Source organism: uncultured Murdochiella sp., assembly GCF_902488755.1.
In the GTDB taxonomy this organism is placed as follows: Bacteria; Bacillota; Clostridia; order Tissierellales; family Peptoniphilaceae; genus Murdochiella.
The window spans coordinates 1-20,672 of sequence record NZ_CABTXF010000021.1 but is presented as its reverse complement, the minus strand read 5'-3'; the positions used below and the strand labels follow the sequence as shown (position 1 = coordinate 20,672).

Genomic DNA, 20,672 nt, shown 5'->3' with positions numbered 1-20,672 from the left:
TCCGCACCGCCGATAATACCGATAGAACCGGCTTCCTGCGGATTAAAGCCCAACAGGATGGCCCCGGTAAAGGCAAAGAAAATGCCCAACTGTGCCGCAGCGCCCAAAAGCAGACTCTTCGGGTTGGCGATCAGCGGCGAAAAATCGGTTGAGGCGCCGACACCCAAGAAAATGAGCGGCGGATAAATGCCCAAATGAACGCCTTCATAAAGAATGTTCAACAAACCGCCCTCGTCCATTAGACCAGCAAGCGGCAGGTTTGACAGCAACATACCGAAGGAAATCGGAATCAAGAGATACGGTTCATAGCCTTTGGCAATCGCCAAATACAAGAACAGACAGGCGATGCCAATCATGACAATTGTGCCAAAATTGAGCGCCATAAAACCGCTGCTGCTGAAAAAGGATACAAGCATATGGATCATGGGTGATCTCCTTTTATTACTTCAACGAATAGAGCGCCTCACCGGTATCGACCGTTTGTCCCTCGCTGACATAAATCGTTCCGATAACACCGTCACGCGGTGCAACGATTTCGTTTTCCATCTTCATCGCTTCGAGGATGATGACCGTATCGCCTGCAGCGACCTCATCTCCTTCTTTGGCAACGATCTTCCAGATATTGCCCTGAAGCGGTGCTTCCTGATCTTCTCCGTCACCGGCAACATGCGGTTTCTTCTCTTCCGCTGGTTTGGCTGCAGGAGCGGGTGCTGCCTGCGGAGCCGGTGCAGCAGGGGCTGCGGGTGCTACGGGAGCGACCGGAGCAACAGGGGCAAAGGCTTGCGGTGCACGATAAACCGGACTTCCGGCAGCACCGACTTCTTCCAGCGTCACTTCGTAGGTTTTGCCCTCAACGGTGACATGATATGTTTTCTGCATAAAACTCTCCTTCCATTGTGCTATTGTGCTAAAGATATTATCCAATAAAAACTGAAAATCGTCCAGCGACTATTTGCGCTTTGCCTTCGAATGCGCATATAACCCAGCGCCTAAAGCGCCGACATATTGCGAAAGCGGCGAGGTGAAAACCTCATGCTCCAACTGGTCTTGCAACGCTTTGACCACGCCTTCATTCTGTGCCACGCCGCCGGTCATGACAACCCGGTCACGAATGCCGACACGACGGGCTAAGCCTACTACACGAGCGGTTATCGCGTAATGAATGCCATTAACGATATCTTCCTTTTTCTCCCCCGTCGCCAGCTGGCTGATGACCTCTGATTCCGCAAAAACGGTGCAGGTCGAACTGATGGCAATGCGTTTTGTGGATTTCGCGGCTAATCCTGCCAAATCCGATACATCCACTTCCAAGATACCTGCCATAACGTCGAGAAACCGTCCGGTTCCGGCAGCGCATTTATCATTCATCTGAAAGTTCACCATCGCGCCATGGTCGATCTGAATCACCTTGACATCTTGTCCGCCGATATCGATAACGGTGCGTACATCCGGAAAAAGGAAGTAGGCTCCCTTCGCATGACAACTGAGTTCGCTCATTTGGGCATCGGCACGTGCAAATGTATTTCTGCCGTAGCCTGTCGCCAGAACGTAATCAATCTGCTCTTCAGAAAGATGTGCGGCTTCCAATACGCCTTGGAACGCGCGATCCGGTCCCGATGTGCCCGTGCCCACCGCAACCTTAAAGGTGCCGACAATTTCATCGGCATCCTTTAAGATAACAGCTTTACAGGCCGAAGAACCGATATCAATTCCCATTGTATAGGTCACGGTATCTCCTTACTCTCTTACGTGTTGGCTTATGCCATTTCATCCGCGATGACGTCGGCGAAGGCTTGTAAAGCGGTCTTTGCCTGACCAAAATCGCGCATCTGGTGATCAATGCCCAGACGAATGTGACGAATGTTCTGCTTATCTAGCTCCTGGCGCAGCGAAGGATATTCCATTTCTTCAGGGTCGCAGAAGTTCTGCATGAACACCACCACGCCCTGCGCGTTGTAGTCACGTACCAAGCTTGCCACATATTCGGCACGGCGATTTTGCGCGGACGCTTCATCGTATAGCAGCACTTCGTAGTCTAAATCCGCAAACTGCTGTGCTAAAGCGCGCATCGGATCGCCTTCTTCCGGTGCATCTGTGCGGAAGCTGCGGCTTTCATGCGCCACATCATCCATCGCAATAGCAATTTGGTTGTCATCCAAAATCTGCAGCAAATCGGGGTTGTCGCAAATAATACCGGAGGTGACGACACGAACACCCTTCCAGTCGGATTTCGGCAGTGCTTCCAACTCGTCATTCAGCGTTTTCAATGCTTCGGTATATTCGTCTTTCAGCATAAAATAAGAGGCTTTCAAAACCGCGCTGCGGTTGACCGCGGAAACGGCTTCGGGATGCTCCCCTGCTAATTTGACAAAGCGACGACGTTCGGCGCGGCTTTGGTTGTATACCTTAATCGCATTCTTGAGGGCTTCATCGGTGATCTTGGCACCGGCGATTTCTTCTAACTGCTCTTTGACATTGCGGTACTGGGAAATGGTGTATTGAATGCCGTATTCCGGACGACGATTTTGCGGATGCGCCAGAAAGATGGTCGGCATTTTGCCAAGTTTCGCCATCGAAACACGAATATTCTGGCTCATCGGACGCAGCGTATCGCAGAGGGTCGTCATAATCACCCCGTCCAGATCATCAAGCGTGCCATCCAGCAACATCTCTAAATCCAGCTGAGCGAGCGAGCAATAGAAGGAAGCGCAATATTCTTTCGCTTCTTTGATATTCTTTTTGTTCGTTCCCCACATGCCCATGGGAACCATGCCGGCAGCAAACACCAGTTCTTCCGGCGCATAGTACGGCATAACACCGATGGCTTTTTTGCCCTGCGCTTTATACGCCTTGAGCTGCTCGTCCGGATGATTGGCGGCTTTGGCAAACGCTTCAAAATGTTGTTGAATGCTCATCTCAGTCCTCCTTCATCGACGCGCGACGATCTGCCATCGCTTCTACCAGACCCTGTACACGGGTTTCATATTGCGCTGCGTTAAAGTTGCGCGGATCCGCCTGATCACCATCAAAAGCAACGCAGGGAATGCCCAACTCTTCTGTCCAGCGACGCTGCATTTCCGGCATGTAACCCGACCACGGCTTGCAGCTGCGGTTGTAATGCACAAGCGCGCCATCCACTTTGTTGTCGCGGCAGAGTTTGGCACGCCACTCAACGCCTTCCTCAAGGCAAACGCTGTTCGGCGCTTTGCAGTACGCAGCACACATACTGTCCAAATCATCATAGACGAAGCCAAATGCCGGTGCGTAAACAACCGCAGTGACGTTTAATCCGTCCTTCTTTAACGGCTTAAAGAGGTCGCGCAGTGCCGGCCAGCACGGGATGCCTTCAAATAGAATACGATACTGTTCAGCAAACGGTGCCGTTGATTTTCCCTCTTGACGATAGCGTTCGAGGTCAACTGCGAGTTGGTTAAATGCCTCCGCCGTAGCTTTTTTGCCACGCGCCGTTACGATATCCGCCATATGGTTGAACAGGTCGAAACCGGACATCGGTGAGGGAACATATTTTTGGAAATCACAGACCTTCAACCACGCCTGCGAAGTGCGGTTGGCGTTGGCGCAAACTTCTTCAAATTTCTTCTCGTCAAATTTTTTGCCGGCAATTTTTTCCAGCTGCTTGATGGCATCCTGGAACTGTCCCTTGATGTATTCGATGTTGTCCTGCGAAACGCCCACTTCATTACGATACGGAATATCAATCATAATCAGCGGAATGTTGTGCATACGGGCAATGTTTTCGTACCATTTTGTCATGCAGTTGCAAATGTTGTTGCAGCAAAGCACGAAATCCGGTTCCGGTACGCGACGGCTTTCATTCGTCGTCTCGACACCGGCGGAATACGCCAGACTGATGCGCGCATAGCCGCAAATATCATTGTCAAAGCCCATGTTTTCGGCTTCCTGGCACATGCGCTCGCCGTCATGGCGCGCGGCGATACCAGCCGCCTGGTTTTCAGGATAAACAACAGCTAAATCAAAAACCTCTGCCAATTCGCACGGGAATTTCGAAGAGGACCAACCTACCGGACGGCCCGCTTTTTTCGCGTCCCACGCCGCCTGATAGACATCCGTTACGATATCCTGCAACATTTTAACGCCGGGCAACACCTCTTTTTTCTTCTTCGGTGCTTCCGTTACGGCTTTTTCCTGAACTGCTTCCTTCTGTTCCGTCACTGTATTCTCCTTTCCTCCATCCGAAAGTCGGCGGTTACGCTTCGGCGAACGAAGCGTAACCGCCGCTTTCTTTATTTATGCAGCGCGTCAAAATCGCGAATGATGCGCGGGGTCATCATCTGATGTACCGGAGCGACTGATTGCGGATTTTGATAATAGCTTTCCGTAAACGCCTGAATATATGAGCGGAGATGAACCATGTTGACTACTTCATCCACGAGACCCAACTTCGCGCAATACTGCGGTGTCGATTTCTCGGTATAGTCATTGATCAGTTCATTCATCTTCTCAATCGTCGGATCAAGCGGATTGCCTGCTTTCTGCTCTTTGACCAGACGGCGGCTGTACATTGCCGCAGCAGCGGTTTCACCCGTCATAACGTTCATTTCGGTTGCCGCCGTACCCAGGGAGAAGACATTCGAGGTATGCCCCTGCGGACCGCCCATGACATAGTGCGCCGCAGCAGTGCCCTTGCGCAAGGTAATTTCGAGCGACGCCATGTGGGTGTCCTGAATGGAGTAGATGAGCGATTGCCCTAAACCAAGCAGCTCAGCACGCTCTGCCGGATCACCAACATCGATGCCGGTCGTATCCTGAATCCAGACCAGTGGCACGCGGTCACGTGCGCAGAGCGTCACAAATTCATTCATCTTGATGAGCCCCTGGCGATACAGTTTTCCGCCGATGCCGACCGAACCCTGTTTGTACTCCGGATAATTCATGAGCAAGCCCTGGTTGTTGGTGACCACGCCGACGAGCAAACCGTTGACTTTGGCAAGACCGCAGATGATTTCGGGGCCATAGCCTTTCTTAAATTCCATAAATTCCGAACCATCGAAGAGACGACCAAGCACGTCATCCGGCTTGTACTGTTTTTTCTTGTTCAGCGGAACGATGGAATAGAGATCTTCTGCGGAATACAGCGGTTCCTTCGGATCGTCCACACGGAAGAATTGTGGGTCATAGCACGGCAGGAAGCCGACATACTTGCGAATGCCTGCCAGAACACCCTGTTCATCGGCATAGACTTCACGGAAGAATCCCGTCTCATTGTAATGCACTGCCACCCGTCCCGGCGGTGTCGAGGTATCACGCTTAGTCGCTTCAATCAACTGCTCAGCACTTTCTTGATCCATGTACCCCTTCGGATTCATGCCGCCCAAAATGCCGGCGCCACCGACTGCCATGTTGGCATCCTGGTGCGCAATCAAGATGGTCGGGCTGATGGAATGGTATCCGCCGCCTGCCGGGTTGGTGCCGAAAATACCGACGATGACGGGAACGCCCAACTGGTTTAATTCCGAATTGCGGTAGAACGGAGCACCGCCACCGCGACGATTGGCATAAACCAATTCCTGTTCATCCAGTTTAACGCCGGAGCAGTTCAGCACATAAACCAGAGGAATGTGCAGCATTTTCGCCGTATCGGATGCACGAATCAGGTTTTCCGACTGTCCCGGAACCCAGGCACCGGCTAATTTCTTGTTATCGGAAGCAACAATCACCGTCCAACGACCGGCGATTTTTCCGAGTCCCTTGATGATTCCGGTAGAGCCGTTTTTGTTGTTCATCGGATTGTACAGACTGTTGAGCGGCAAGAACATGCCGTCGTCCACGAGGGTCAGGATACGCTCCCAAGCCGTCATCTGTCCCGATTTGTGGATGCCGTCGTCCGGTTTTCCGGCATCTGCAGCTTCCTTCACGCGGCGGGCAATGTCCGCCTCAATATCTTTTAATTCCTTTTCATTTTCCGGATTTGGACGATTCAACGGTCTGCCGACGGTCGGCATCGTCTGGAAATATCCGGGCATGGAATACATGTAATCGCTCATTGTTCCTCCATTTATTACCGAGTTTGTTTACTCGACATCCCCTGTTATTTATCTTCCTTCGGCACTTTAATGAATACCTGACCCGGATCGATTTCTTCGCGAATAATGCGAATGATTTCGGGGCTCGGTCCTTCCATTAATTCCGCACGGCTGAGATCAATCTCAAAGCCGGTGTTTTCTTGAATTTCTTCCGGCGAGGAGTACGGATAGTAGTAGGCAAGATACATTCTCTTGGTCTGCTCATCAAATTTCATGATGCCCAAGTCGGTAACGACCATCTGCGGGCCGCGATCTTCCGGAAGACCGGCTGCCGCGCGCGTTCCGGGACCGGTTACCCATCCGGGGCTGGTCACGTAGTCAATGTGTTCCGTGAAGCGGCGTTTCTGATGCTGCATCATAAGCACCGTGTTTTGATACGTCGCGATACCGTTCGCACCGCCCGAACCCGTGAAGCGCGTCTTCGGATGGTTGTAATCGCCGATGGAAGTCGAGTTGACGTTGCCGTAGGGGTCAATTTCCGCACCACCGATGAAAGCAATATTGTTATCAAAGCCGTGCAGGTACATATTCGTCTCGAAACCGACAAAACGGACATTCGGCCACTGCACAGCGCAATGCGCCATGAAACGGCAGTCGCCAACGCTTCGGGGCACTTCGATCGGGGCGCAGTCCATAAGTCCGCTCTCCACGATGAGGTGGCAGCTCGGCTGAATGACGCGCTTAGCAAGAGAACCGCCAATCAGCGGAAGCCCCGTACCAATCGTGACAATCATTTCCGGCTTAATGGATTTTGCGATGGCATACGCCTGCATTTCCTGTTTGGTATATTTTGTGTAATCTGACATGTCGATTCCCCTCCTGCTATTTCACGTAGGTCGAGTAACCGAGACCCGGCACAACTTTCAGTTTCGCCAGACGGCTTCCGCCGATCTTGTCCAGCAGCTGATCATGGTTTTCTACGCTGTAAATCCATTTTTCGCAGAAATCCTTGAAGGTTTCCGGCTTGTGTTCCGGATCGTAGGGAATATTCTTCTTCGCCATCTTCGCTTTAGCATCTTCGTCATCCAAGTACTTGGACGCTTTGTCGTATTCGCGAAGCGCATCGGGATCGTCATCATAATAGTCATAGCACTGTGCGGGCCACGCACCGTAAGGAGCATGGACAACAGCGTCTACGCAGCCTTGGAAAATGTTGGGTTGCGCGGGATCTTTGCGGATCTCTTCGTCGCTGACCAATTCTTCGCAGGTGACGATGGTTTTTCGTGCCGCCATAGCAATATCCACATCATGGAACTCATCTCCGTAGATAATCGCAGTGCCGTCGGGGCTCGCTTTTTGCACATGAATAATCGCCGTATCCAGCTTCGGCACCGGAACGGCGACACATTTTTCTCCCGGATGGAAGGGATTGTCCATTTCGACCAACTTCAAATCATCCACTTTTTCAAGCGTTTTACGCACTTCCTTCGACATGCCCCAATACTTGGTCAATCCGCTCGCCGCCATAAAGCGCGTCGGTAAAAACGGCAGACCCAAAGCGGCTGCGTGCAACTGCAGCATCAGCACATCCTGTGAGTAATCTTCAAACAGAAGCTCGCCTTTTTCAATTGCCTCGCGGAAACGACGGGATACATTGGTAAAACCCGAATTCGCCGTATAGCAGTTGATATACGCTTTGACACGTCCGGATCCGATTAAAAGATCCCAATCGCCACCAGCAGGGCTCGACCAGCCGACCAGATCTTTCTGCCCCTGACGCAGAATTTCATACACGGCGGCATACGGTTTGCGGTTTGTAGTGAAACCGCCGAAGCACAGGACATCACCGTCTTCGACATACTTCGCGACGGCGTCCTTCATGGACATCACTTTGTCCGACATGATTCCCTCCTCTTTTTTTGCAAAGGTTTTTCCTTGTTGCATGCCTTCCTATCCATTCTACAGAACTTTCCGGATTACGTCCACTGAAAAGCCAAATTCCGCTTATTCTTCCTTCCCTATTGACATAATAAATGGCGTCCCATCGTTATAGCAAATGACGCTCCTTCGTAATAACAAATGGTAAGAGAGACTTGCCAGTAATTCCGTCTCTATGGTACACTTCGTTTGTCGTGTTAACCTGTTTTTATTTTTGGTTGTCAATCGTTGTGCGACTGTGCAGCTATGCGCTGTAATGATCCATCCCTCGCCGCAGACAACTGCCGGCATAACCAGAAGGAGTAAAAATGAACGCAAGACGTATCACCCGTATCGCTGTTATGGCAGCATTAACCTTTATCGGATCGCTCATTCGTGTCCCTATCGGTCCCATCCCCATCACCCTGCAAACCGTTTTTGTCATTTTAGCGGCTTTATTCCTTCAACCGGGCGATGCCGCGCTCGCGATGGGCGTTCACTTTATACTGATGCTGTTCCTGAAAGGGTCTGCCCTATTTGTTTCGCCGTCTACCGGCTTTTTATTCGGCTTCATTTTAGCGGCATTTTTGGGTTCGTTACTTGCCCATCACACTGCCTTCGGGAAAACAACCTATGGCTTGGCAGTTGCGGCGCTTGTCACGGCTGCCAGTTGCTATATCATCGGACTGCCCTATATGTATTACATCTTACACGTCATTAAAGGTGCGAATATGAACGTCATGGCAGTTTTGGAAGCCGGTCTTATTCCCTTTATCCCCGGCGACCTCATCAAAACCGGCATTGCCTTCGTCGTCGGAAAAGTGGCAATGCCGCATGTCGAACCCTTGGTAAAACGCGCCTGATCGAAATCTATATCCATGTATTCTGTGCCCTGCCGTTTTCCCTCATGACAGGGCATAGAATAGAACTCATTTCGTATTTCTTTTCCTTGCATAATCATCTGAATGTTTCCTGCGATGCTCGTTGTAACGTTTTCCTTCAAGAATGACCGAATTTCAGTCATTTTGTTTGACTTTTTTTCCTCTTTGCGTTAGATTTTTATAAATTACTTTTCATGGTTTTGCAAAGTAATGCGTTTCTTGTCCCGCTCTCCAAGTGGCTTTTGCCCACGCTGAAGCAGGACTGTCCACGCTTTCTTTTTCTCTTGCGGAAACGGATGCCTTTCCGATATTCCGGCTTTCGACCGTTCCGACTGCGTAACACACGGGCACGGGTATGACGAAAAGGGGCGTATGAACCGAAGGAGCAGCTTATGAAGCGATTTTTAGCCCTGATGTTGACGTTGCTGTTTTGTATGACCGCCTGTTCCGGCAACGGCACGGAAAACGACAGCAAGAAGTCTGCCAATAACGGAGAAGGTTCCGATAACGCCATTAAAGTCGCTTTTATCGGCAACACCACCGGTGATTATCAGCAATACGGTATTCCTGTCCGCAATGCGGTAAAACTTTGGTTTGACCAACTGAATGAGAGCGGCGGCATTAACGGAAAAAAAGTGGAGCTTCTTGAATACGATGATAAAGGCGATGGCGTAGAAGCCATCAATGCCTATCACTTGGCAAAACAGGAAGGAGCTACGGCTATTATCGGTTCGGTATTGACCGGTCCAACCATTCAGTTGGCGGATGAAACCTTTGAGGACAATATTCCGCAGATTACCGCTTCCGGAACGGCGCTTGGTGTAACCGTAATCGATCCGGATGCCGAAAAACCAGAGGTACGCACGAATGTCTTCCGCTCCTGCTTTACCGACCCGTATCAGGGTGAAAAAATGGCAAAGTATGCGAAGGAAAAATTAGGGGCAAAGTCGGTTGCTGTCTTTTATGAAACGGGCAGTGACTATTCGGAAGGCGTAAAAGACGCTTTCGTGAAGACGGCGGAAGAATTAGGCATGACCGTAGTAGGCACCGAAGCCTTTGGTACCGGCGATAAAGATTTCCGTGCGCAGATGACCAAGTTGAGCGCGGCAAAGCCGGATGCCATCATGCTTCCCATCTATTACAGCGAAGCCGGTTTGGCAGTAACGGCGGCGCGCAATGCCGGTTATCAGGGCAAATTCATGGGCGGCGACGGTATGGGTTCTATTAAAGACTACGCCAGCGCCGAACACCTTGAAGGACTGGTGTATTGCTCCGGTTATGCGCCGGGAACGGACAGCGTGAGAGACTTTGAAGCAAGATATAAAAACGCCTTCTCTTCGGATGTCCCGAACATGTTTGCGCCTCTTGGCTATGATGCCGCGATGCTGATGACCTACGGACTCAAAATGGCGGAAGAAAAAGGACTCGCCCCACAAACGCCGGAGTATTATGATGCCGTCATCGCGGGCTTAAAAGAAGCGTCCAATCTGAAAGGAATTACCGGCACCTATTCCTTTGATGAACAGAACAATCCGATTAAGGAAGCGGCGATGATCGAGTTGAAGAACGGAGAAGAAGTCTTCAAGGAAATGTATTGATTTTCGCTTCGCCGGAATGGACGCCGACGAAAGTCGGCGTCTTTTTTATCCGCACGATACAAACTGCTTCGGAGGAACGTATGCAATTATCCTTACTGCTTACACAATTCATTAACGGGTTACAGACGGGTTCCATCTATGCGTTGGTGGCGCTGGGGTATTCCATGGTCTACGGCATTATTCTCCTGCTCAATTTTGCGCACGGAGATGTGATCATGATCGGCGCCTACAGCCTGTTCTATGCCTTAGTCCAATTTCATTTTCACCCTATTGTCGCGGCAATCCTTGCCGTCTTGTCGTCCACGGTTGTTGGTCTTCTCATTCAGCAGATCGCCTATCGTCCCCTGCTGAACGCTCCGCGTCTTTCGCTGCTCATCACCGCCATCGGCATGAGCTTTCTTTTGCAAAACGGCGCACAAATTCTGTTTGGGGCAGATGCGAAAAGTCTTGGTCCGCTGGTTCCCGGCGCTCTGCACCTTGGCAACACCAGCATCAGCTATGCGGCGATCGTGACCCTTTTAGTCTCTGTCCTGAGTATGGTCGCCCTTACGCTTCTGGTCTCGCGCACCAAGCGTGGACAAGCCATGCGTGCCGTTTCGGAGGATATGGATGCGGCGCGTCTCATGGGCATCGATGTGAATCGCACGATTGCTTTTACTTTTCTCATCGGTTCCGCCCTTGCTGGCATTGGCGCAGTGCTTTACGTCAGTTCGTATCCGCAGGTATCCCCTACGATGGGATCGATGCTCGGCTTAAAAGCCTTCGTCGCTGCGGTTCTCGGTGGAATCGGTTCGCTTCCCGGTGCTATGGTGGGCGGTCTGCTCATCGGCGTTTTAGAGGTGCTGGCTTCTGCCGTTGGATTGTCCGTTTGGAAAGATGCCGTCGTCTTCGCCATTCTCATTCTGGTTTTGCTTTTTAAGCCGGATGGAATCATGGGCGTGACACGGCGTGAGAAAGTGTAGGTTGCTATGGTTCGATCCTATCCCATGCCGGCGCGTTATGCAGTGAACACCCTGCTCGTCGTCCTCTTTGGTGTAGTGCTGATGACGCTTCGCTCCGCCGGTGTCATCACCGAGTATTGGAACGGCATTCTCATCATGGTCGGCATCAACATTATTTTGGCAGCGTCCTTGAATATTCCGGTAGGCTATTTGGGGCAGCTTCCTCTTGGTCATGCCGGTTTTATGGCGATTGGTGCTTATGCTTCCGGCATCTATCTGAAAACTACACCACTTGCCAAGCTGGTGCGCGGAAATCTGACCCCTGAAGCCATTTTTTACATCGTAACCGGACTTCTCATCGCTATGCTGATTTCCGGATTCTTAGGTTTTCTGATCGGTATTCCGGCTCTTCGTCTGCGAGGAGACTACCTTGCCATTATCACCTTAGGCTTTGGTGAAATAATTCGCGTGGTATTAACCAATATCGATCAAACGCTTGGCATTACCCTTACCTATGGTGCAGCCGGTCTCAAGCGTCTGCCCAAGTTCACGAGTCTGCCGTTAATTTTCCTCTGCGTGGTGCTGTGTCTCTTTTTAATTCACGTATTGATGAAATCACGACACGGACGCGCCATTCTCTCGATTCGCGAAAACGAGATTGCCGCGGAAAGCGTGGGTATCCCCACTACCTACTATAAAACCTACGCCTTCGCCTTTTCCGCTGCCTTGGCAGGTCTCGCCGGAGCGCTTTATGCCGGTTATCTCGGTTCTCTTTATCCCACCAGCTTCACGTTTATGAAATCCATTGAAGTTCTCGTCATCGTCGTCCTCGGCGGAATGGGTTCTATGTTGGGATCCGTTCTGTCCGCAACGTTATACACGACATTGCAGGAGCTTTTACGCGGTTTTGAAAGTTACCGCATGGTGGCATTTGCTTTACTGCTCATCTTGATGATGCTGTTCCGTCCGAAAGGTCTCCTGGGTGACTATGACTTTTCCTTGAGCCGCTGGGTGGAAAAAGCTCTTGGACGACGAAAGAAGACCGCAAAGGAGGAGAACCATGTCTAATCACTCTCATGACACCGCCGGACAAGGTTGGCGCAATCGCCCCGAAACCAAACTGGTTCCCGTTCCCAGCCGCAACCGCATCCCGGAGCGTGATGTACAAAGTGCTCCTGTTCTGGAATGTCGCAATTTGGGCATTGATTTCGGCGGTCTTACCGCGGTAAATGATTTTGACATCGCCATCGGGCGTACCGAAATCGCCGGTCTCATCGGGCCTAACGGAGCAGGTAAAACGACAATCTTTAACCTTCTCACGCGCGTCTATGACCCCACTCGTGGCACGATTCTCCTTGACGGACGCGATGCGCTTCGCATGAATACGCCGCAGCTTAATCAGGCAGGCATTGCGCGTACATTCCAGAATATCCGATTATTTAAGAACCTGAGCGTCCTCGAAAACATCCTTATCGCTTTACATCAGCGTTCGAATTATTCCTTGTTGGATACTTTTCTGCGCCTGCCCAAGTATTGGCGGCAAGAAAAAGAAGCGCGCGAAAAAGCCATGGATTTGCTTTCCATTTTTCATCTTCAGGACTTGGCGGAACAGGAGGCGGATTCTCTTCCCTACGGCGCTCAACGGCGTCTGGAAATTGTCCGCGCACTGGCAACTAATCCCAAAATTCTGCTGTTGGATGAACCGGCAGCAGGCATGAATCCTTCGGAAACGGCGGAATTGATGGATAACATTGTCTACATCCGTGATCGGTTCCAAATCGCCATCTTTCTCATCGAACACGATATGAACCTTGTCATGGGCATTTGCGAGGGTATTGCGGTTCTCAATTTCGGACGTATTATTGCCAAAGGCACCCCTTCCGAAGTCTCCAACGATCCTGCCGTAATTGAAGCCTATTTGGGAAAGGAGGCGTCCCATGCCTGAGAAAACCTTGCTGCAGATAGACGGTCTCCATGTCTACTATGGCGCTATTCATGCGATTAAGGATGTCTCTTTCCACGTCAACGAAGGCGAAATTGTAACCTTAATCGGTGCGAACGGCGCAGGAAAAACTACTACATTGCAATCTATCTCCGGACTGTTGCCCATTAAATCCGGCAAAATCCAATTTGAAGGAAAGGATTTGGTTCATGTCCCTGCGCATAAAATTGTCGGACGTGGCATTGCCCAGTCGCCGGAGGGTCGTCGCGTCTTCACGAAAATGACGGTGGAGGAGAATCTGCGCATGGGAGCGTATCTCCAACAGGATGAGTCCGTCATAAAAGCCGATTTTGAACGTGTCTATACCCTCTTCCCTCGTCTGAAAGAGAGACGCGAACAGATTGCCGGAACCCTTTCCGGCGGAGAACAGCAGATGCTTGCCATTGGTCGTGCTCTGATGTCTCGTCCGAAAATGCTCATGCTGGATGAACCATCCATGGGGCTTGCGCCGCTCATCGTTGAACAGATTTTTTCTATCATTCGCCGTCTGCATGAAGCCGGCACCACCATCCTCTTGGTGGAACAAAATGCGCAAGCCGCACTTTCCGTCGCCGACCGCTGTTACGTGATGGAAACCGGACGAATCGTAATGGAAGGCTCCGGAGAGGAATTGTTGCACGCGCCGGAAATCAAGAAGGCATATTTGGGCGGATAATATGAGAAAGCGACGGATTCCCGTCGCTTTCCTTTTTTGTTTAGATAGAGTCCGCCGGCAGCTCCCCGGTGTCCTTCCTTGCGCCGCCAGCAACGGTTTCAGCGGCACTGTTAGAGATTGTAAGATAGGGGATTTCTACTCGCCCCTGGCAAATCACGAAAAAGCAATATTGCCAGGGGTATTGTGCCTCTCCTTGACCCTGGCAATTGGCAAAAAAGCGCATTTGCCAGGGGTAGTTTGCGATCGGATGACCCTGGCAAATCATGAAAAAGCAAGATTGCCAGGGGTGGTTTGCGGTCGGACGACCCTGGCAAATCATGAAAAAGCACGTTTGCCAGGGGTATTGCACCTCGTCCTGACCCTGGCATATTGCAAAAAAGTCCGTTTGCCAGGGGCGGTTTGCGGTAGATGACCCTGGCAAGTCACGAATAAGCAAGATTGCCAGGGGTATTGCACCTCGTTCTGACCTTGGCAATTGGCAAAAAAACACGTATGCCAGGGTCGAGTACCTTCTCCCCGACCCTGGCATATTATAAAACGCCCCTACTATGTTCGATACATTTCTTAAAACTCGACCGATAACACAAAGTATCATCAACAATCCTATTTTGACCGCGCCGCTGACAGCAACCCAAGCGGCGCTCCTTCTAAGAAACGCGCCAAAAGGCGGCATTCAAACTGCCAGTCGAAAACCGGATCCACATTGCATCCTTGTTTCCAATGCGCATGATACGAAACAAAGATGGAATAACCTTTGCTTTCCATACTGTGCCGATCGTCTTTTTTATGCGCTCATGTCTTGCAACAACCCGTTATAGCAGCAGCCACAGCACTTCTATTCTTTCGTGTTCGCACATACATAGCCAAGATGCGAAAGAAATAATCTACTCAAAAAAGAAGAGTCTAATTAGCGGCAAGGAACAGAGGAGATAAATGGTCACCTTCAGCATACGGTGTTTCTCTTCTTTTTGATAACACTTTTATACAGTCCGTATAATCCTATGGCGAAATAAAGAACGCCGTAAATTTTCCAAAAAAGATCAATACCGTTTTTCATATTGTTCTCCTATATTCCTCTTTCAATCTACCTCGTCATCATGATTATAGTTTTTTTTGAATAAAATACAATAAGATTCACCATGCAACGGCTCAAAATATACACAAAACCCAGCAATATAAAGCGCCCCTTTTCATAAGAAATCTCTCCAATTATTATGATATTTCGTAGCATCACGAGTATGACTGATCAATACCCAGCGCCGACCGATTGCGAATACTATCTTTCAACGCTGGATAGAATTGTCCTCTTCTCTTCGCAGCGCTCAGCTTAATTCCACTAATTCATCTACGATAGAGCCGATATAAGCAATCGTCTCTTTCAGGGGCTTATCCGTAGTGATATCCACACCGACAAGCGCAGCTTGGGCAATAGGATCCAGTGAGCCGCCGGCCGAGAGGAAGGAACGCCACGCATGGACGACGGTTTGACGATCCGAAACGCCAACATGATTCTCATCCGCTGAACGGTCATTCTGTCCAACCTCGTTTTGTTTCGAGCCGCAGGCCTTTCCGGACGCGGCATCGGCTTTTCCAGCCACCTCCGAAGACGCCATCAAGCGAAGCGCCATCTGGGTGCCAACGGTAAGACCGGCAGAATACGTGTAGGAATAGAGTCCGTTATAGTAGTGGGGCTGACGCATCCAGGTGAGTGTTGAACCATCCTTGATTTCGACCGCATCCCCCCAAAAGCGCGTAAGGACATCACGATAGATGCCAGAAAGTTCATCCGCATCTACGGAACCACCGCGATCCACAATACGATAGACTTCGCGCTGATAGGCTGCTTCCAAAAGATGCGTTACAAAATTGTGGTAGTAGGTCTTGGACAACATCTGCGAAAGCACCCAACGACGTTCGCGCTTGTTGTCTCCGGCTTTTTGAAGCAAATAGTTTTCCATGATGAGTTCATTTGTCGTCGAGGGCGATTCCACCATGTAGAGTGACATTTCCTTATTCAGATAGGGTTGGGCGGAACAGGTGAGAACACTTTGACCGGCATGTCCCAGTTCATGGGCAAGTGTTGCCACCTCATCCATGCGATGATTGAAACTGGAAAGAATATAGGGATGCACGCCATATACCTCGGCACAGAAGGCACCGGTACACTTGCCTACGTTTTCCGCATAGTCAATCCAACGTTCATCAAACGCCCGGGAAAGCATCTGCACATAATCCTCGCCTAAGATGGATAGACCATCTTTAATGTATGTCTCCGCTTCCGTATAAGAAATAGTGGAAACAAAAGAGGGATCCAGCTCCAGTTTGAGGTCGTAACTCGTCATAGAGGAGAGACCGTAGACCCGCTGCAAGAGGCGCGCATACTTCTGCATAATCGGAGCCAAATCCTGCATAATTACATCAATTTGACGGTCGTATAATTCGCGCGGCACTTCTTGGTCGGCAAGAAGGAACGAAAAAACCGAATCGTAACCGCGAAGAGTGGCTTCGATTTTTTCCTGCTGCACGCGGCTATTGTACGCCGAGGCGGTAACATGACGATGCCGCGCAAGCTCTGCATAAAAGACTTCTGCCGCCTGGTGACGAAGCGCGTGATTCGTCTCTGCTTCATAACGGTTTTCAAAAGTGTTATAGGTCATCGTTATGGTTTTCCCGTCAACGGAAAACGGCGGAAAGACCGTATCGCCAAACTTGCTGTCCGCATAGATTTGCTCCGGCGCATTCAGGGTTGGCGCCATGGCCGCCAATGTCGCTTCGGTTTCCACCGAAAGAAAATGCGGTTTATCTTTTGCCAGACGCACCAGATATCGGGCATGTTCCGGCATGAGACGCGCTGCTTCTTCCCGTATAGTCTCCTCCGCATGGGCAAGGGTGATAGGTACATACGCTACTTTCTTACCAAGAGCAGCAAGACGCGACGCAGTACGCGCTTCTCTCTGTGCGTTGCCTTTATTGGAAGTATCCTCTTCCACCTGCAAAGAAGCATACGCCTCGAGACGCTCCATCTGGGCAAGCAAAAGCGCATACGCAGATAATGCTTCATTTACCTGTTCTGCCGTTGTCCACGTTCCGTCATAACGGGCAACAAACGAATCGGTCTGCTGTTCTGCTGTAGTAAACGCCTCCTCGAAAGCCTGCTCCGATTCAAAAATCGGGCAAAGATCCCACGTTTGTTCTACCGGAACTTGTGCCCGGAATACACTCTTTTCCATTGTTTCTCCTTTCCTGTAATCCGCAATCGCCGCCTACTCCGCAATTACCGCCTACTCCGCAATTACTGCCTACTCCGCAAACGCCGCCGAAAATGTTCCGACTACCGGGCAATCCTCATCGCAAGGAAGAATTGTACCGACGCCGATATTTCCGTATACAGATGACAACCCACCGGCGACATTCAGCTATAATGACGATAGGGAAATATGTATGATTTCCATCTCCATGCTACCCTTTTTTCTCCTCTCCCGTACCGTGGAAAAAGAGAAAAATAAGGCGTTCGGCTTGTGTACTATGAAAGTGCTCTTTCGCACAACACCAAAAGGAGGAACTATGAAAACCCATGATCCGCGTTTTGACGCTTATGCACGCCTCATTATAGAGGTCGGATCCAACGTACAGTCCGGCGTACCCGTGCTGATTACCGCCGCCATCGAAGCGGCCGATTTTACACGCTTGGTCGCGAAATATGCCTATGAAGCTGGCGCCAGCGAAGTCGTCGTCGATTGGCAGGATGATGCGCTCCGTCGTCTGCGCCTGGAACACGCTTCCCTTGATGTATTGGACAACGTGCCTGATTTCCTGTACGACAAACGGGAATACTATTGTCAAAAAGGCGTACACATGATTCATCTGCTTTCTTCCGACCCGGAAGCGCTTGCCAGCGTAGATGCCGATCGTGTGCAGCGTGCTTTTATAGCAGTGAATAAAAAGTTCAAACCTCTTCGGCATTACACCATGAACGATGAAGTGTCTTGGTGCATCGCTGCCGTTCCCTGCGCCGTCTGGGCGAGAAAAGTCTACCCCACAGCAACGAATGACCAGGACGCAGTCGACCGTCTGTGGGAACAAATCTTTACGGTCATGCGTCTCAACGAGGAAGATCCCGTCGCGGCATGGCAAGCACATCTCATACGCTTGCAAGAACGGGCGAATCGTTTGAATCACTATCGTTTTGAACAGATGCACTATCGAGCGGAAAATGGCACCGATTTGGTCGTCCGTCTTCCGAAAGGACACATCTGGTGCGCAGCAACCTCTACCGATAACCGAGGAACCGCCTTTGTCCCCAATATGCCGACCGAGGAAGTATTTACCATGCCGCATCGAGAAGGTGTGGACGGCACGCTGGTGGCAACTCGTCCGTTAGCCTATAACGGAAGCCTCATTGAAGACTTTACCCTGCACTTTACGGAAGGAGCCGTAACCTCCTACTCGGCTAAAAAGGGCGAGGAAAAACTGAAAGCACTCCTTGAGGAAGATGAAAATGCGGTGCGTCTTGGCGAAATTGCACTGGTTCCCTATGACTCACCCATTTCCCTTTCGCATACGCTCTTTTATGAAACGCTTTTTGATGAGAATGCCTCCTGCCATTTTGCTTTCGGGGCAAGTTATCCGACGACAATGGAAGAGGGCGAGAAGATGAGCGAGGAAGAATTAAAAGCGCATGGCGCGAACGTGTCGCAAATTCATGAAGATTTTATGGTCGGCACGAGAGACCTAGCCATCACCGGCATTACCGCGGACGGCGAAGAAAAGGTTGTTTTTGCAAACGGTAACTTTGTACTCGAATAAGAGTGAATTGAAAGAGGTAACTCCGTCACGTCTTGGGCGGCGAAGAGGACAAAACTGTCTCCTTCCCTCGGCGAAGAGCAAACAAAAATCCGACACCCACGGGTGTCGGATGATTTGCTTTCGTCCATCGCCTGAAAGCAGGACAGGCGAATACGAAACGCCAACCGCCAGCTGATATTACGTAAGGATTTCTTATCTATGTACAGTGTACCATGCGAACCAAAGAGAATTTTGATTACTTTGTGATGATTTTGCGAAAAGGGAACCATAAGGAGGAAAACCATGTTTTCGACCGTACCGCAAAAGAGCGGAAATCTCGGTTTTTTTGAGCACGTCGTGCTGATGAGCGGCTCCCCGAGAAGACGCGCCTTGCTGGCTTTTTTGCATCCAAGGCGAGAACATGTCGCCTGTGACGAAGAAGTGATTCGGCAATCCGTATTGGACGAAACCGTCGGAAAGCCGATGATCGAACGTGCGGCAATCGCCGCGCGAGCGCTCGCCGAAGCAAAAGCCGGCGGAAACGACGAGGAATTTTCCCTTTTGGCGAATACCCTCTATATCGCTGCCGATACCATCGTCGTCCACAACGAGAAAATCTACAACAAACCGCGAAATATGGCGGAAGCGGAGCAAATGATGCGCTCCTACTTTGGGAAGACCCATACCGTCGTTACGGCAGTCTGTCTGCGGACACTACAAGGTTCGCTGCACTATGAAACTTTTGCGGATGTTACTTTTTCCCCCTATGCGCCACAGATGGAAGCGCAACTTCAAGCCTACCTCACTCCACAGCTTCTGGATCGTGCCGGGGCCTATGGTCTACAGGATATGCCGCCCGGCTTTCTATCCGGCGTAGAGGGAGACCCCTATACGGTGATCGGCTTTTCGGTTTCTGCCCTCTGGCGCGCCATTGCGCCCTATTACGTTGCCGACGGAAGCTCCCCCTCGCCATCAGCATTTCCGTCCATTGCCGATTTTGAGCAAATTGTCCGCGAATTAGCCGACGAACTGCCGGATTTTCTCTTTCGTGACTTAAACGGACAGATCCAAATTCAACCGCAAAAGGAAATCCATCCGCAAGCTAAGCATGGTGATTTGCTGGTTTTGGGGCGCTATATCCGTGACAACCTTGGAAGACATATTGAACTCTACTATGGCTCCTTCCGGCAACAATTTCCTTCCTGTGGGCGCGAAGAACTCAAAGCGCATGTGCGCGAGACGCTTCGTCATGAATTTGAACACCATGTGGAAGAAATGGCAGGCAATGCGGATTTGGCGCTGGAAGATGCTCGTTTTTTACACGATTATCTACACCGAAAATAGGGATCCATGATACAATGAAATTGCATCTGTAGAAGCGAAACAAAATAGAAACGAGAAAAGGAGGCATTATGACATTCGAAGTTGTCGATAATTTATTTACGATTAATCTCAACAGCGTGCTTACCCTTGCGTTAGCCGCCATCCTTCTTCTCATCGGATACGTTCTGGTGCGCAAAGTACATTTCCTCGCGAAATTCTGCATTCCCGCACCGGTCGTTGGCGGCTTCCTCTTTATGCTTATCACCTGGATTGGGCATACCACCGGAAGCTTTTCCTTTGTATTCGATGACCCGTTCCAAAGCGTGTTTATGCTGGCATTCTTTACGACCGTCGGTCTGGGCGCGAGCTTTAAGCTGCTCAAGAGCGGCGGAAAACTGCTGCTGATCTATTGGTTGATCTGCGGCGTTGTTTCCATCATCCAGAATAGCATCGGTATCGGTATTGCCAAAGCCACCGGCTTGGAACCGCCGTATGCCCTGTTGGCAAGCGCTATCTCGATGATTGGCGGACACGGCGCTGCCCTGTCCTATGGCAACGATTTTGT

Annotated in this window: 20 protein-coding genes; 10 read left to right on the top strand and 10 right to left on the bottom strand. The window is 50.5% G+C overall.

Features of this window, described 5'->3' with window-relative positions; translation table 11 throughout:
• From RDL68_RS03640 to gctA, 8 genes are all read right to left on the bottom strand, one after another.
• Positions 1-425: sodium ion-translocating decarboxylase subunit beta (locus RDL68_RS03640; protein ID WP_374042589.1), on the bottom strand; the 425-nt coding region annotated here is incomplete at its 3' end.
• A gap of 16 nt (positions 426-441) precedes the next feature.
• Positions 442-879: a biotin/lipoyl-containing protein gene (locus tag RDL68_RS03635; protein ID WP_308540316.1), complete on the bottom strand. Its 438-nt coding sequence runs from the start codon at positions 877-879 to the stop codon at positions 442-444.
• Positions 880-948: 69 nt separating this feature from the next.
• Positions 949-1,728, bottom strand: coding sequence for an acyl-CoA dehydratase activase (locus tag RDL68_RS03630; RefSeq protein ID WP_308540315.1), 780 nt, complete (start codon positions 1,726-1,728; stop codon positions 949-951).
• 29 nt (positions 1,729-1,757) lie between these two features.
• A complete protein-coding gene (hgdB, locus tag RDL68_RS03625) occupies positions 1,758-2,915 on the bottom strand; it encodes a (R)-2-hydroxyglutaryl-CoA dehydratase subunit beta (protein WP_308540314.1) in 1,158 nt (385 codons plus the stop codon).
• 1 nt (position 2,916) lies between these two features.
• Complete coding sequence (locus tag RDL68_RS03620; RefSeq protein ID WP_374042588.1) at positions 2,917-4,194, bottom strand: 2-hydroxyacyl-CoA dehydratase subunit D; 1,278 nt, start codon at positions 4,192-4,194, stop codon at positions 2,917-2,919.
• A 71-nt stretch (positions 4,195-4,265) separates the two neighbouring features.
• Entirely contained in the window at positions 4,266-6,026 is a 1,761-nt protein-coding gene (locus RDL68_RS03615; protein WP_308540313.1) for a carboxyl transferase domain-containing protein, read from the bottom strand.
• Between the two features lie 44 nt (positions 6,027-6,070).
• Positions 6,071-6,871, bottom strand: coding sequence for a glutaconate CoA-transferase subunit B (gene gctB / locus RDL68_RS03610; RefSeq protein ID WP_308540312.1), 801 nt, complete (start codon positions 6,869-6,871; stop codon positions 6,071-6,073).
• A 16-nt stretch (positions 6,872-6,887) separates the two neighbouring features.
• Positions 6,888-7,907, bottom strand: a complete 1,020-nt coding sequence (gene gctA / locus RDL68_RS03605) for a glutaconate CoA-transferase subunit A (RefSeq protein ID WP_308540311.1) — start codon at positions 7,905-7,907, stop codon at positions 6,888-6,890.
• A gap of 344 nt (positions 7,908-8,251) precedes the next feature.
• Here gctA and RDL68_RS03600 point away from each other — a divergent pair, with 344 nt between their 5' ends.
• The 7 genes from RDL68_RS03600 (at position 8,252) to RDL68_RS03570 (ending at position 14,411) form a co-directional block, all read left to right on the top strand.
• A complete protein-coding gene (locus tag RDL68_RS03600) occupies positions 8,252-8,785 on the top strand; it encodes an ECF transporter S component (protein WP_308540310.1) in 534 nt (177 codons plus the stop codon).
• 410 nt (positions 8,786-9,195) lie between these two features.
• A complete protein-coding gene (locus RDL68_RS03595; protein WP_308540309.1) occupies positions 9,196-10,401 on the top strand; it encodes an ABC transporter substrate-binding protein in 1,206 nt (401 codons plus the stop codon).
• Between the two features lie 80 nt (positions 10,402-10,481).
• Positions 10,482-11,363, top strand: a complete 882-nt coding sequence (locus RDL68_RS03590; RefSeq protein ID WP_308540308.1) for a branched-chain amino acid ABC transporter permease — start codon at positions 10,482-10,484, stop codon at positions 11,361-11,363.
• Positions 11,364-11,369: 6 nt separating this feature from the next.
• Positions 11,370-12,410 carry a branched-chain amino acid ABC transporter permease gene (locus RDL68_RS03585; RefSeq protein WP_308540307.1) on the top strand — a complete coding sequence of 347 codons (1,041 nt, stop codon included), beginning with the start codon at positions 11,370-11,372 and terminating at the stop codon, positions 12,408-12,410.
• Positions 12,403-13,287, top strand: coding sequence for an ABC transporter ATP-binding protein (locus tag RDL68_RS03580; protein ID WP_308540306.1), 885 nt, complete (start codon positions 12,403-12,405; stop codon positions 13,285-13,287). The genes RDL68_RS03585 and RDL68_RS03580 overlap by 8 nt, the downstream gene beginning before the upstream one ends.
• The gene (locus tag RDL68_RS03575) at positions 13,280-13,999 is read left to right on the top strand and encodes an ABC transporter ATP-binding protein (RefSeq protein ID WP_308540305.1); all 720 of its coding nucleotides are present in this window, start codon (positions 13,280-13,282) and stop codon (positions 13,997-13,999) included. The genes RDL68_RS03580 and RDL68_RS03575 overlap by 8 nt, the downstream gene beginning before the upstream one ends.
• Before the next feature lie 193 nt (positions 14,000-14,192).
• Positions 14,193-14,411, top strand: a complete 219-nt coding sequence (locus RDL68_RS03570; RefSeq protein ID WP_308540304.1) for a hypothetical protein — start codon at positions 14,193-14,195, stop codon at positions 14,409-14,411.
• 191 nt (positions 14,412-14,602) lie between these two features.
• On the opposite strand, the gene RDL68_RS03565 is transcribed toward RDL68_RS03570, so the two are convergent.
• Together RDL68_RS03565 and pepF are read right to left on the bottom strand one after the other, a co-directional pair.
• Positions 14,603-14,764, bottom strand: coding sequence for a hypothetical protein (locus tag RDL68_RS03565; protein WP_308540303.1), 162 nt, complete (start codon positions 14,762-14,764; stop codon positions 14,603-14,605).
• Positions 14,765-15,321: 557 nt separating this feature from the next.
• Positions 15,322-17,229 carry an oligoendopeptidase F gene (gene pepF / locus RDL68_RS03560; RefSeq protein WP_308540302.1) on the bottom strand — a complete coding sequence of 636 codons (1,908 nt, stop codon included), beginning with the start codon at positions 17,227-17,229 and terminating at the stop codon, positions 15,322-15,324.
• A 334-nt stretch (positions 17,230-17,563) separates the two neighbouring features.
• Between pepF and RDL68_RS03555 the strand changes: the two genes are divergently transcribed.
• The 3 genes from RDL68_RS03555 to RDL68_RS03545 all read left to right on the top strand — a co-directional run.
• Positions 17,564-18,805 carry an aminopeptidase gene (locus RDL68_RS03555; RefSeq protein ID WP_308540301.1) on the top strand — a complete coding sequence of 414 codons (1,242 nt, stop codon included), beginning with the start codon at positions 17,564-17,566 and terminating at the stop codon, positions 18,803-18,805.
• Between the two features lie 282 nt (positions 18,806-19,087).
• Positions 19,088-20,128, top strand: coding sequence for a Maf family protein (locus RDL68_RS03550; protein ID WP_308540300.1), 1,041 nt, complete (start codon positions 19,088-19,090; stop codon positions 20,126-20,128).
• Between the two features lie 68 nt (positions 20,129-20,196).
• Positions 20,197-20,672 (top strand): sodium/glutamate symporter (locus RDL68_RS03545; protein WP_308540299.1); only part of this gene is annotated, 476 nt, incomplete at its 3' end.